General features: G+C 70.1%; 11 protein-coding genes. 9 read left to right on the top strand and 2 right to left on the bottom strand.

Going from position 1 to position 12,680, the window contains the following annotated elements; all coding sequences use genetic code 11:
* Nucleotides 1–145 precede the first annotated feature (145 nt).
* The 5 genes from osmF to uxuA all read left to right on the top strand — a co-directional run bounded on the left by osmF (nt 146) and on the right by uxuA (nt 5,177).
* A complete protein-coding gene (gene osmF / locus CK240_RS01405; RefSeq protein WP_240517258.1) occupies nt 146–1,042 on the top strand; it encodes a glycine betaine ABC transporter substrate-binding protein OsmF in 897 nt (298 codons plus the stop codon).
* A 22-nt stretch (nt 1,043–1,064) separates the two neighbouring features.
* Nucleotides 1,065–2,234 (top strand): ABC transporter permease, encoded by a 1,170-nt coding sequence (locus CK240_RS01400; RefSeq protein ID WP_205957736.1) that lies wholly within the window; start codon nt 1,065–1,067, stop codon nt 2,232–2,234.
* Nucleotides 2,231–3,157, top strand: a complete 927-nt coding sequence (locus CK240_RS01395) for an ABC transporter ATP-binding protein (protein WP_095638538.1) — start codon at nt 2,231–2,233, stop codon at nt 3,155–3,157. Before CK240_RS01400 ends, CK240_RS01395 begins: the two co-directional genes overlap by 4 nt.
* Nucleotides 3,154–3,894 (top strand): ABC transporter permease, encoded by a 741-nt coding sequence (locus tag CK240_RS01390; protein WP_095638537.1) that lies wholly within the window; start codon nt 3,154–3,156, stop codon nt 3,892–3,894. Before CK240_RS01395 ends, CK240_RS01390 begins: the two co-directional genes overlap by 4 nt.
* A 65-nt stretch (nt 3,895–3,959) precedes the next feature.
* On the top strand, nt 3,960–5,177 hold the full coding sequence (gene uxuA, locus CK240_RS01385) for a mannonate dehydratase (protein ID WP_095638536.1): 1,218 nt from the start codon (nt 3,960–3,962) through the stop codon (nt 5,175–5,177).
* Between the two features lie 69 nt (nt 5,178–5,246).
* Here the strand turns inward: uxuA and CK240_RS01380 are convergent, their stop codons facing one another.
* On the bottom strand, nt 5,247–6,875 hold the full coding sequence (locus tag CK240_RS01380) for an acyl-CoA synthetase (RefSeq protein ID WP_095638535.1): 1,629 nt from the start codon (nt 6,873–6,875) through the stop codon (nt 5,247–5,249).
* A gap of 325 nt (nt 6,876–7,200) precedes the next feature.
* On the opposite strand from CK240_RS01380, the gene CK240_RS01375 reads away from it, so the two are divergent.
* The 4 genes from CK240_RS01375 to CK240_RS01360 all read left to right on the top strand — a co-directional run bounded on the left by CK240_RS01375 (nt 7,201) and on the right by CK240_RS01360 (nt 11,804).
* Entirely contained in the window at nt 7,201–8,700 is a 1,500-nt protein-coding gene (locus tag CK240_RS01375; RefSeq protein WP_095638534.1) for a catalase, read from the top strand.
* A 227-nt stretch (nt 8,701–8,927) separates the two neighbouring features.
* The gene (locus tag CK240_RS01370) at nt 8,928–9,539 is read left to right on the top strand and encodes a TRAP transporter small permease (RefSeq protein WP_167649940.1); all 612 of its coding nucleotides are present in this window, start codon (nt 8,928–8,930) and stop codon (nt 9,537–9,539) included.
* Nucleotides 9,536–10,807: a TRAP transporter large permease gene (locus CK240_RS01365; RefSeq protein WP_095638532.1), complete on the top strand. Its 1,272-nt coding sequence runs from the start codon at nt 9,536–9,538 to the stop codon at nt 10,805–10,807. The genes CK240_RS01370 and CK240_RS01365 overlap by 4 nt, the downstream gene beginning before the upstream one ends.
* 25 nt (nt 10,808–10,832) lie before the next feature.
* Complete coding sequence (locus CK240_RS01360; protein ID WP_095638531.1) at nt 10,833–11,804, top strand: TRAP transporter substrate-binding protein; 972 nt, start codon at nt 10,833–10,835, stop codon at nt 11,802–11,804.
* Nucleotides 11,805–11,811: 7 nt separating this feature from the next.
* On the opposite strand, the gene CK240_RS01355 is transcribed toward CK240_RS01360, so the two are convergent.
* Entirely contained in the window at nt 11,812–12,672 is an 861-nt protein-coding gene (locus CK240_RS01355; protein ID WP_135058770.1) for a hypothetical protein, read from the bottom strand.
* Nucleotides 12,673–12,680: the final 8 nt, after the last annotated feature.

The following is a 12,680-nucleotide window of genomic DNA, read 5'->3' as shown; positions in this document are numbered from 1 at the left end:
ACCCGAGCGCCGCCCGTCTCACGGAACGGGCCTGCCCCGGCGCGCGTTCGACTGCGTTCCGGCAGAGGGGCCTTTCCAGGCCGGGCCTTTGCCGCATAGGCTGCCCTGACCGCGGCCCCGACGAGGAGAACCGGATTTGCGCAAGATCACGACCATCGCCCTTGCCGTTCTGGCGGGCCTCGCCTCGCCCGCCATCGCGCGCGACATCGTGGTGTCCTCCAAGATCGACACCGAGGGCGGGCTTCTCGGCAACGTCATCCTGCTGGCGCTGGAGCATGCCGGGATGCCGGTGGAAAACCGCCTGCAACTTGGCGGCACGCCCATCGTGCGGGACGCGATCGCCTCGGGGCAGATCGACATCTACCCCGAATACACCGCCAACGCCGCATTCTTCCACAACGAGGCCGACAGCCCCGTCTGGAAGGACGCCGCGCAATCCTATGCGCGCGCGGCGGAACTGGACCGTGCGGGCAACCTGGTCTGGCTGGACGCCGCGCCCGCCAACAACACCTGGGCCATCGCGGTCCGCCGCGACTTGGCCGAGCAGAACAATCTGCGCACCATGTCCGACTTCGGCCGCTGGGTTGCCGGGGGCGGCGAGGTCAAGCTGGCGGCCTCGACCGAGTTCGTGACCTCGCCCGCCGCCCTGCCCGCGTTCCAGGCAACCTACGGCTTCCAGCTTGCCCCCGCGCAACTGGTCCAGCTGTCGGGCGGCGACACGGCCGCGACCATCGCGGCGGCGGCGCAGCAGACCTCGGGCGTGAACGCCGCAATGGTTTACGGCACCGACGGCGGAATCGAGCCCGCCGGGCTGGTCGTGATGGAGGACGACAAGGCCGTGCAGCCCTTCTACCAGCCCGCGCCGGTCGTCCGTGCCGGGGTGCTGGAGGAATACCCGAAGATCCCCGAGGTGCTGAACCCGATCTTCGCGGGCTTGGACCTCGCCACGCTGCAGGAACTGAACGCCCGCATCCAGGTGGGCGGCGAGCCCGCGGCGGCGGTGGCCGAGGATTACCTGACCCGCAAGGGCCTGATCGAGTGACCCCCTGCCCGTCCGGCAGCGGATGAACCCGGCCGCCGCCGGAACGCGGCCCGGCATCAGCCGCCCCGCCCTTCTGTTCGCGGCAGTCGGGCTGACGGGCCTTGCCCTTCCCTTTGTCCAGTTCCGCGCGAACCGCATCGTTGGCGGAGAGGGGTTGAGCCTGCCTGACGCTCTCGGGCCCTGGGGCTGGGCCGCCGCCGCGCTGGTGGTGGCGGTCCTTCTGGCGCTGTCCCGCGTCCCGCCACGCGCGGCGCTGGTCGCCGCGACTTGCGGGCTGCTGGCCGTCACCCTGTCCGCAGGGGCCGCGGCCGGCGCGCTGGTGCCCGAAGGCGACCGCATCGCGCGGGTGTCGCTGGGCGCTGGCTTCTGGCTGCTGCTTGCGGCCTTCGCGCTGGCCCTCGCCGACGCGCTGTCGCGTCTGGCCCTGAGGCCCGCATGGCGCTGGGCGCTGCTGGCCGGGACGGTTGCGGCCATTGCGCTGATCCTCGGCACGGGGCTTCTGGACGACCTGTCGGTGATGCGGGAATACGCCGCGCGGCGCGACATGTTCTGGCGCGAGGCGCAGCGCCATCTGGCGCTGGCCTTCGGCTCGCTGGGCGCGGCGCTGGCGGTGGGGCTGCCGCTGGGCATCGTGATCCACGAGGCGCCGCGGTTGCGAGGGGCCGTGCTGGGCGTCCTGAACGTCGTCCAGACGATTCCGTCGCTGGCGCTGTTCGGGATCATGATCCCCCTTTTCGGCTGGATCGCCGCAAGCGTGCCGGGGGCGGCAGCCGCAGGCATCGCGGGGATCGGCGCTTTCCCCGCGCTGGTGGCGCTGTTCCTGTATTCGCTGCTTCCCGTGGTCTCGAACATGCTGGCCGGGCTGGCGGGTGTCCCTCCGGGGGTCCGCGAGGCGGCGGCGGGCCTTGGCATGACCCGCGCGCAGGCGCTGGCGCAGGTGATGATCCCGCTGACGCTGCCCGTGCTGCTGGCGGCGGTCCGCATCGTGCTGGTCCAGAACATCGGCCTTGCCGTGATCGCGGGGCTGATCGGCGGCGGCGGCTTCGGCAGCTTCGTCTTCCAGGGGCTGAACCAGACGGCGATGGACCTCGTGCTGCTGGGCGCGCTGCCGACCATCGCGCTGGCGCTGGTGTCGGGCATCGCGCTGGACCTGGCTCTGGACGGGCTCGACCCACGGAAGGGGCACGCATGATCGAGATCGAGAACCTGACCAAGCGCTACGGCCCCCTTGCCGCCGTCGAGGATGTCAGCCTGACGGTCGAGCGGGGCCGGATCGCGGCGCTGGTCGGCACCTCGGGGTCCGGCAAGACGACCCTGCTGCGGATGATCAACCGGCTGGTGGAACCCACCTCGGGCCGCGTGCGGATCGACGGGACCGACACCGCAGCGCTGCCCCCGCACCTGCTGCGCCGCCGGATCGGCTATGCGATCCAGGGGCACGGGCTGTTTCCCCACCGCAGCGTCGCGCAGAACATCGCCACGGTGCCGCGCCTTCTGGGTTGGGACCGCCCCCGCATCGCCGCCCGCGTGGACGAGCTGCTGGACCTGTTCCAGTTGCCGCCCGGCGAGTTCCGCGACCGGATGCCCCACGAGCTTTCGGGCGGCCAGCAGCAGCGCGTGGGCGTGGCCCGCGCCTTGGCCGCAAAGCCGGACCTGCTGCTGATGGACGAGCCCTTCGGCGCGCTCGACCCCGTGATCCGCGCCCAAGCCCAGGCCGACCTGCGCCGCATCCAGCGCGAGCTTGGCACCACGCTGGTCATCGTCACCCATGACATGGCCGAGGCGATCACCCTGGGCGACCGCATCGCCGTGATGGAACGGGGCCGCCTGCTGCAATACGCCCCCCCGCGCGAGATCCTGACCGCGCCGGCCACCCCCTTCGTGGCCCGCCTGATCGGGACGGACGAGCGGCCCTTCCACCTGCTCTCGCTGACCTGCGTGGCCGACCTCGCCCAGCCCGGAGAGGCCGAGGGGCCGCCCCTCGCCCCCGGCGCCTCGCTGCGGGACGCGCTGGCGCTGTGCCTGTGGTCCGGCCGCGCGGCGCTGCCCGTCGAAGGCGGCGGCGTGGTGACGCTGGACGCCCTGCGCCGGGCGGCCGAGGGCCTGCCTCCATGACCGGGCGGCTTGCCCTTGGCCTCGCGGCGGTCCTGCTGCTTGCCTTCCTGCTGTCGCCCGACAGCTTCGCGCCCCTGCTGCGGCCCCTGACGCGGAACGGCGCGCCACCGGTTTATACGCAGACGAGCCTGCTGTCGCTGACGCTGTCGCACCTGGGGATGGTGGCGGGCGCGGTGCTGGCGGCGTCAGTGCTGGCGGTGGGCTTCGGGGTGCTGGTCACGCGCCCCTCGGGCCGGGACTTCCTGCCGCTGGCGCGCACCGTGGCCTCGGTCGGGCAGACCTTCCCGCCCGTGGCGGTGCTGGCGCTGGCCGTGCCGGTGATGGGCTTCGGCACCGGCCCCACGATGCTGGCGCTGTTCCTTTACGGCCTTCTGCCCATCTTCGAGAACACGCTGGCGGGCCTGGCCGGCCTGCCCCCGCAGGTGATCGAGGCCGCGCGCGGCATGGGCATGACGCCCGCCCAGCGCCTGTGGCGGGTGGAACTGCCCCTGGCGCTGCCGGTGATCCTGTCGGGCGTGCGGCTGTCCGCCGTCATCGCGCTGTCCACGGCCACCATCGGGTCCACCGTCGCCGCGCGCACCTTGGGGGAGGTCATCATCGCGGGGCTTCTGTCGTCGAACACCGCCTTCGTGGTGCAGGGCGGGGTCGTCGTGGGCATCCTCGCGCTGCTGATCCACGCGGGGCTGCGCGCGCTCGAGGACAGGGCCGCCGCCTGGTCGCACGCGGGACGAAGCTGACCGCTTCCCCGCAGGGACAGGCGGTGCTACGCATCCCTGACGCTCATTTGGGGGAAGGGCACGTCATGCGGCAGACCTGGCGCTGGTTCGGGCCGAAGGATCTCGTGTCCATCGACGACATGATGCAGGCGGGCGTGCAGGGCGTCGTCTCGGCCCTGCACCATGTCCCCACGGGCGCCGTCTGGTCGCCCGAGGAGATCGCCCGCCGCCAGGGCGAGATCGCCCGGATGACCGACGGCGCGCCCTCGGGCCTGGAATGGGAGGTCGTGGAAAGCCTGCCCGTGTCCGAGGACATCAAGAAGCAGAAGGGCGACTGGCGCGAACACATCGCCAGTTACAAGACCTCGCTGCGCCACCTGCGCGACGCCGGGATCGAGGTGATCTGCTACAACTTCATGCCAGTTCTGGACTGGACGCGGACGGATCTCGCCTGGCGGCTGCCCAACGGCGCGACCTGCATGCGCTTCGACCTGACCGACTTCGCGGCCTTCGACATCCATATCCTCGCCCGCCCCGGCGCCGCGCAGGACTTCCTGCCCGAGGTGGCCGAAGCCGCCGCCCGCCGCTTTGCCGAGATGCCCGAGGCCGCCCGCGAGGCGCTGGCCCGCAACGTGGTCTTCGGCCTGCCCGGCGCGGCCGAGCATTTCACGCTGGCGGACGTGCGCGCCCACCTGGCCGAATATGCCAGCATCCCGGCCGAGCGCCTGCGCGCGCATCTGGTCGATTTCCTGTCCGAGGTCGCGCCGGTGGCCCAGGACCTGGGCCTGCGGCTCTGCTGCCACCCCGACGACCCGCCCTTCCCGCTGCTGGGCCTGCCCCGCGTCATGTCCACCGAGGCGGACTACCGCGCCGTCATGGAGGCCGTGGACCTGCCCGCGAACGGGATCACGCTGTGCTCGGGGTCGCTGGGGGCGCGGCCCGACAACGACCTGCCGGGCATGATGGCGCGGCTGGGCGACCGGGTGCATTTCCTGCACCTGCGCAACGTCCTGCGCGAAAGCGAGGGCATCATGGGCAGCTTCCACGAGGCCGAGCACCTGGGCGGCGGCACGGACATGGTGGCCACCATCGCCGCCGTGCTGCGCGAGGAAGCCCGCCGCCGCGCGGAAGGCCGCGCCGATTGCGACATCCCCATGCGCCCCGACCACGGGCAGGACATCCTCGACGACCTGAAGCGCAGGGCGCAGCCCGGCTATCCGGCGATCGGCCGGCTCAAGGGGCTGGCCGAGCTGCGCGGGATCATGACCGCCCTGTCCCACCCGGCCGAGGGGATCGGCGCCTAGACCGCGCCCTCCGATGCCGGGGGGCCGCCGCGTTGCGCCCCCCCTTTGTTCCAAGGGACACGCGGGCCGTCACATCTCCCTGGCGCGGGCGCGCAGCATGAACTTCTGGATCTTGCCCGTCGGGGTCTTTGGCAGCTCGCCGAAGACCACCTTCCGCGGGCATTTGTAATGGGCAAGATTGTCGCGGCAGAAGGCGATGATCTCGGCCTCGTCCGTGCTGACGCCGTCCCGCAGCTCGATGAAGGCGCAGGGCGTTTCGCCCCATTTCTCGTCGGGCTTGGCCACCACCCCCGCAACCATCACTGCCGGGTGGCGATACAGCACGTCCTCGACCTCGATGGATGAGATGTTCTCGCCGCCCGAGATGATGATGTCCTTGGACCGGTCCTTGAGTTCCACGTAACCGTCCGGGTGCATGACGCCGAGGTCGCCCGAGGCGAACCAGCCGCCGCGGAAGGCCTTTTCGGTGGAACTGGGGTTCTTGAGATAGCCCTTCATGACGTTGTTGCCGCGCATGAAGACCTCGCCCATCGTGGTGCCGTCGGCAGGGACGGGCTGCAGCGTCTCGGGGTCGGCCACCATCATCTCGGACAGGGCGATGTTGGGGACGCCCTGGCGCACCTTCAGCCGGGCACGCTCGCCCCGGTTGCGGCTGTCCCATTCCCCCTTCCAGGCGCAGACGACCGAGGGGCCGTAGGTCTCGGTCAGGCCGTAGACATGCGTCACCTCGACGCCCATGCCTTCCATCGCCTCGATCACCCTGGCGGGGGGCGGGGCACCGGCGGTCATCACCTTGACCTCGTGGTCGAAGTCCCTGAGTTCGTCGGGGGCGCTGGCCAGCATGTTCAGCACGATGGGGGCGCCGCAGAAATGCGTGACCTTCTCGTCCCGGATCAGCTGGAAGATCGGCTCGGCCCGGACGGCGCGCAGGCAGACCGCGACGCCCGCGTTGGCCGCGATGGTCCAGGGGAAGCACCAGCCGTTGCAGTGGAACATGGGCAGCGTCCACAGGTAGCGCGCATGGTGTCCCATGCCCCATGTGACGATGTTGGACAGGGCGTTCAGCGCCGCCCCCCGGTGGTGATAAACGACGCCCTTGGGATCGCCCGTCGTCCCCGAGGTATAGTTCAGCGCAATGGCGTCCCATTCGTCATGGGGCATCAGCCAGTCGAAGGCGGGATCGCCCTCGGCCAGAAGCTCGTCATAAGTCAGCCGCCCGATCCGCTGGCCGCCGGGGAAGCTGGGGTCGACGATGTCCACGACCAGCAGGTCGGGCGCATGGGCGATGCGGACGGCGCGTTCCACGACCTCCGAGAACTCGGGATCGACGATCAGGACCTTGGCCTCGCCATGCTTGAGGATGAAGGCGATCCCCTCGGCATCCAGCCGCGTGTTGATCGCGTTCAGCACCGCGCCCGCCATGGGCACGCCGAAATGCGCTTCGAACATCTCGGGGATGTTGGCGGCGACGACCGCCACCGTGTCGCCGCGCCCGACGCCGCGCGCGGCCAAGGCGCCGGCCAGGCGGCGGGTGCGGTCGTAGGTCTCGGCCCAGGTCCGGCGGACGCCGTTGTAGGAAACGGCAGGGTAATCCGGGTAGATCGCGGCCGTCCGCTGGATGAAGGACAAGGGAGACAGCGGGACATGGTTGGCCGCATTCCTGTCCAGCGCATAGTCATAGATCGTGTGCTCAGCCATGTGACGTCCCCTTGCCCCGCGGCGCATGGCGCGCCGCTCCTGTTTTCCGCGCGCGATTGAGCAGCTTGGCCGACCCCTCCGCAAGGGTCCAGTTCGGGGCGATCCCGTTCGCTGCACTTACCTGACGAAATATGTCAGGGGACTTGCATGTCCCCTGGAAAACGGTGAAAGACGGCAATCCCCAGCGAGGCGTGGGTGACCCCGAAAGGTGGCTGACCATGCATCGCGGCCCCCGCCGCGGCTCCCGTCAGGTTACGGGCGCGCAGTCATTTTCAAGGCAGTCGGCACCCTTCAGGGTGCGCGCCACCAAGAAAGGAAAGATATCATGTCGGATCATTCCGATAAGCCGAAGTTCCCCTCGACCATGTCCACGGGTGCGCCTGCCGTCAGCGACCGCTTCAGCCTGAGCGTCGGCGCCGATGGCCCGATCGTGCTGAGCGACGTGCACTTCCTGGAACAGATGGCCCATTTCAACCGGGAAAAGACCATCGAGCGCCAGCCGCACGCCAAGGGCGCCGGCGCCTTCGGCGTCTTTGAGACGACCGAGGACGTGTCGCGCTTCACCAAGGCCGCGCTGTTCCAGAAGGGCGCGCAGACCGAGATGCTGGCGCGCTTCTCGACCGTCGCCGGCGAGCAGGGCAGCCCCGACACCTGGCGCGACGTGCGCGGCTTCAGCCTCAAGTTCTACACCTCCGAGGGCAACTATGACCTCGTGGGGAACAACACGCCGATCTTCTTCGTGCGCGACCCGATGAAGTTCCCGCACTTCATCCGCAGCCAGAAGCGCCTGCCCGACAGCGGCCTGCGCGACAACCACATGCAGTGGGACTTCTGGACGCTGAACCCCGAAAGCGCGCACCAGGTCACCTACCTGATGGGCCCGCGCGGCCTGCCGCGCACCTGGCGGCACATGAACGGCTACGGCTCGCACACCTACATGTGGGTGAACGAGGACGGCGACCGCTTCTGGGTGAAGTACCACTTCCACACCAACCAGGGCATGAAGTTCTTCACCGACGAGGAAGCGACGAAGATGTCGGGCAAGGACGCCGACTTCCACCGCCGCGACCTGTTCGACGCCATCGCCCAGGGCGACTTCCCGTCGTGGGAGATGTCGGTCCAGGTCATGCCCTACGAGGACGCCAGGACCTACCGCATCAACCCCTTCGACCTGACCAAGGTCTGGCCGCATGGCGACTATCCGCTGATCAAGGTCGGCCGGATGACGCTGAACCGGAACCCGGAGAACTTCCACGCCCAGATCGAGCAGGCCGCCTTCTCGCCGGGCAACACCGTTCCGGGCATCGGCCTGTCGCCCGACAAGATGCTGCAGGGCCGCGCCTTCGCCTATAACGACGCGCAGCGGAACCGCATCGGCGCGAACTTCCACCAGCTGCCGGTGAACCGGCCGAAGGTGCCGGTGAACACCTACATGTTCGGCGGCCCGATGGAATACCTGCACACCGGCTCGGCCCCGGTCTATGCGCCCAACAGCGCGAACCGTCCGTGGTCGGACGAACAGGGCCGCGTGGACAACGGCTGGCAGGCCGACGGCGACATGGTCCGCAGCGCCTATACGCTGCGCCCGGGCGACGACGACTTCAGCCAGCCCGGCACCATGGTGCGCGAGGTCTTCAGCGAGGCCGAGCGTGAGGCCCTGGTCAACACCGTCGCGGGCAGCCTGTCGGGCGGCGTGCGCGAGCCGGTCCTGAGCCGCGCCTTCGACTACTGGAAGTCGATCGACGCCGGCATCGGCGCGCGGATCGAGGAAAAGGTCCGCTCGGGCGCCGCGCCCCAGCCCGCCGAGGGCATGGGCGAGGGCTGAGCCCTTCCCGTGACGCGGCCCTTCGGGGCCGCGCCCGGCAACCGGCAGGCGCGGGTCATCCTCGCGCCTGTTCTCCCGAGGGGGCGGTCGCGCCCCTTCCGGGAAGTCGCGCCTTGAAGGGGCTGGAGACTTCCGCGAAGACGCAACATAAGCTTCTGCCGCCGCCGCTGCGGCGGAACTCGTACCCAGGCGATGCCCAGGCAAACCGATCCCAAGGCTTCCTGCTTGTGAGAGCACCTGTGAACGAGACGAACAGCCTTGCCGCCTCCCGCTTTCGGGCCGGACCCGAACCGGCGACGGCGCTTGCGCGGCTGGACCGATGGCTTGCCCTGTTCGAGGAACGGGCGACGGCCTGCCTGATCGCCGCCATCTTCGCCATCCTGGCCGTGAACGTGATCCTGCGGGCACTGGGCGCGCCGCTGGCCTGGGCCGACGAGGCCGCCGTGCTGCTGATGGCCTGCGCGGCCTTCCTCGGGGCGGCGGCGGCCCTGGCGCGGGGCCAGCACATGGCCGTGACGCTGCTGCCCGAGGCCCTGCCCGCCCGCCTGCGCGCACCGCTTGCGGTCTGCGTGGACCTGATCGTGCTGGGCTTCTTCCTCACCCTCGCCTGGCTTTGCTGGCGCTGGTTCGACCCGGTCCGGGCCTTCGCCGCCGAGTCCCTGCAGGCCTATTCGCTGGAAAGCTACAATTTCATCTACCAGGAGCGGACGCTGACGCTGGGGGTGTCCAAGCTGTGGTTCTGGCTGGTCATGCCGCTTTTCGCGCTGCTGTCGTCCGTCCATGCGCTGGCCGCGTTGCAGCGCGACCTGCGCCGCTTGCGGGACGGCGCCGCGCGATGACCGTGGGGCTGTCCTTCGTGGGCCTGCTGCTGGCGGGCCTGCCGATCTCGCTGGCGCTGGCGGCGGTGGCGCTGATCTACATCGCCGTCTCGGGCAACCTCGTGCTGCTGCAATCCTATCCCCAGCAGATGTTCGGGGGGCTGGAAAACTACGGGATGCTGGCCCTGCCGCTGTTCATCCTGCTGGGCGAGTTCATGAACGCGGGCGGCATCGGGCGGCGGCTGATGGCGCTGACGCTCGCGCTGCTGCCGCAGCTGCGCGGGGGGCTGGCCTATGTGAATCTGGGCGCGAACATGATGATGGCCTCGATCCTGGGATCCACCGTCGCGCAGATCACCATCATGGCGCGGCTGGCCGTGCCCGAGATGGAAAGGGCGGGCTATCCCCGCGACGTTTCGGCCGCGATCACGGCGGCGGGCGGGCTGCTGGCGCCGATCATCCCGCCCTCGATGCTGTTCATCATCTACGGCGTGATCGCGCAGGTCCCGATCGGAGAGATGTTCGTCGCCGGCATCCTGCCGGGCGTCCTGATCTTCGCGGGGTTCTGCGGGCTGATCGGCTGGCAGGCCCGCCGGCGCGACTTTCCGCGCACGGCCCCGATGATGCCCCCCCAGCGCCGCCGCGCCGTCATCGAGGCTCTGCCCGCCGCGCTGATCCCGCTGTCGATCATCGTCTCGATCCTGGGCGGCTTCGCCACGCCCACGGAATCGGCGGTGGTCGCCAGCCTTCTGGCGATCCTGATCGGCCGGTTCGTTTACCGCGAGATGACCCTGGCCGACACCTGGCCCGCGCTGGTCAGCGCCGGGCGTGGGGCGGCGGTCGTGCTGTTCCTGATCGCCTGCGCCCAGGTCTTCGCCTGGGTCGTCACCTTCGCCAACATTCCCGCCCTTGTCGCCGCCTGGCTCAGCGGGCTGACGGATTCGCCGGTGCTGTTCCTGCTGCTGCTGAACATCCTGCTGCTGGGGGTGGGCATGGTCATGGACCCGATCCCCGCGATCATCCTGATCGTGCCGGTGTTCCTGCCGGTGGCGACGGGGGTCTATGGCCTCGACCCGATCCACTTCGGGATCGTGCTGTGCCTGAACCTCACGCTCGGGCTGGTGACCCCGCCCGTGGGCACGGGCCTTTTCACGGCCTCCCTGCTGACGGGCGTGCGCGCGGAACGCATCGCCGCCCTGCTCGTGCCCTTCCTGGCAGTGGCCTTCCTTGTCATCCTTCTGATCATCGTCTGGCCCGAGGTCACGCTGGCGCTGGCGCGCTGGCTGTGACGGGGCGCATCACCCGGAGCATCGCATGAAGATTTCCGTCCTTCTCGGGGCCGCCCTCGCCCTGCTGACCGGGGCCGCAGGGGCCGCCGATTACCGCATGTCCATGATCGTGCCGCCCTCGCACCAATGGGCGAAAAGCGCGACCGAGATGGCCGCGCGCATCAAGGACCGCACGGAAGGCCGCGTGAACATCCTGATCTTCCCCTCGGGCCAGCTGGGACCCGAGGCGCAGATCCTGCAGCAGATGCAGACGGGAGCGCTGGACTTCGCCTTCCTGACGATGGGCGAGCTTGCCAACCGCGACCCGGACTTCGGCATCCTCGCCGCGCCCTACCTGGTTCCCGACATCCCCACGGCGGGCCGCCTGCTGGGGGGCGAGACCACGGCCACGCTGGACGGCAAGCTGCCCGCCTTCGGGCTGAAAGGCCTGGGCTGGGCGCTGTCGGGGATGCGGCAGGTCGTGCTGCGCGATCCGGTCGAGACCGCCGGGGATCTTGCGGGCAGGAAGATCCGCACCCTGCCCTATGCGCCGGAACTGGACCTGTGGACCGGGCTGAAGGCCGTGCCGACCCCCATGCCGCTGCCCGCACTGTATGACGCCTTTGCCAACGGGCAGATCGACGGGATGCAGATCGACCTCGAAGGCACCTGGAACAGCAACTACTACGCCAACGCGGGCATGATCCTGAACTCGGACCACGGCATGTTCCCGATGCTGGCGGCGGCCTCGGGGCGGAAATGGGCCCAGATCGCGCCCGAGGACCAGGCCATCATCGCCGAGGAGTTCAGCGCCGAGACCGCCCATATCGTCGAGGCCTACGCGGGGCTGGAGCAGGAGTTCCTGGCCAGCCTGCAGGGCACCGGCGTCCCCGTGGTCAAGGTGGACCGCGCCTGGTTCGGCCCTGCGATCGAGGCCTATCACGACCAGTGGAAGGCCAAGTCGCCCCTGTTCGAGGGCCTGCTGGGGGAAGCCGCCGCCCTGACGGCGCAGGACTGAGGCAACCTCAGGCCTGCCGGCCCGGCCAGCCGCAGGGCCAGCGGCCGCGGTGCGGGTCGCCCCAGTCGGGCATGTCGAGCCAGGGATACCAGCAGATCCCCGCGACCGGCACGCCCGAGCGCTCCACCTCGGCCCGGACATGGGCCAGCCAGCCCCAGCGGTCGTGGATATGGGGGAAGCGCCGGTGGGCTGCGTGCAGCCCGTCGTGCCAGCCGGTTTCGGTGATCATCACCGGCAGCCGCCAGCGGTCGGCCACGACGCGCAGGACATGGTGCAGCGGCTCGATGGCGTGATGGGGGTAGTAGTTGATGCCCACCATCTCGATCAGGCCGCTGGCGACCAGCTGGTCGGTGGCGCGGAACACCTCGGGGTGCAGGTGGTGGAAGGGGTCGCAGGTGGCAAAGCGCGGCCGGTCCGGCAGCATCGCCACCGTGGTCATCATCCGCAGCGCCGCCTTGACCGCGCGCGACCGGATGACGCCCGACACCCGCCGGCCGACCGAGGGCTCGTTGACGGCGATCGCCCAGGAATTCGGCGGCAGCGCGGTGGCGCAGGCCAGCGCGTGCTGCGCGGGACGCGGCGGCAGGTCGAAATGCGCGAAGTCCCAGATCACCGGAAAGCCGTCCGGCACGGCCCGCACGCGCGCCACGATGTCGTGGCGCCAGGACAGCCCGTCACGCGCGCCCGCCGCGCCCTCGGCCAGGGCGGTGGCATAATGGTGCTGCATCCGGCCGTCGGGCAGGTGGCCGGTCGAGTGAAGCAGGTCGTGGCCGTTCCAGTGCAGGCGTCCGCATTCGAAGCCGGCCAGAAGCGGCGGCCCCGACGCATCCTGCGCGGCCCAGGTCATCAGTGCGGGAGATCCATCCATGACGCGTG

The organism is Paracoccus salipaludis (genome assembly GCF_002287065.1).
Taxonomy (GTDB): Bacteria; Pseudomonadota; Alphaproteobacteria; order Rhodobacterales; family Rhodobacteraceae; genus Paracoccus; species Paracoccus salipaludis.
Note: the sequence above shows the minus strand (reverse complement) of the source record. Positions and strands in the feature narration are given on the sequence as shown.

Bases quoted from the DNA above. Each gene is read 5' to 3' on its own strand.
- CK240_RS01400 (WP_205957736.1), top strand. From the start codon at position 1,065: ATGAACCCGGCCGCCGCCGGAACGCGGCCCGGCATCAGCCGCCCCGCC.
- CK240_RS01395 (WP_095638538.1), top strand. From the start codon at position 2,231: ATGATCGAGATCGAGAACCTGACCAAGCGCTACGGCCCCCTTGCCGCC.
- CK240_RS01390 (WP_095638537.1), top strand. From the start codon at position 3,154: ATGACCGGGCGGCTTGCCCTTGGCCTCGCGGCGGTCCTGCTGCTTGCC.
- uxuA (WP_095638536.1), top strand. From the start codon at position 3,960: ATGCGGCAGACCTGGCGCTGGTTCGGGCCGAAGGATCTCGTGTCCATC.
- CK240_RS01380 (WP_095638535.1), bottom strand. From the start codon at position 6,875: ATGGCTGAGCACACGATCTATGACTATGCGCTGGACAGGAATGCGGCC.
- CK240_RS01375 (WP_095638534.1), top strand. From the start codon at position 7,201: ATGTCGGATCATTCCGATAAGCCGAAGTTCCCCTCGACCATGTCCACG.
- CK240_RS01365 (WP_095638532.1), top strand. From the start codon at position 9,536: ATGACCGTGGGGCTGTCCTTCGTGGGCCTGCTGCTGGCGGGCCTGCCG.
- CK240_RS01360 (WP_095638531.1), top strand. From the start codon at position 10,833: ATGAAGATTTCCGTCCTTCTCGGGGCCGCCCTCGCCCTGCTGACCGGG.
- CK240_RS01355 (WP_135058770.1), bottom strand. From the start codon at position 12,672: ATGGATGGATCTCCCGCACTGATGACCTGGGCCGCGCAGGATGCGTCG.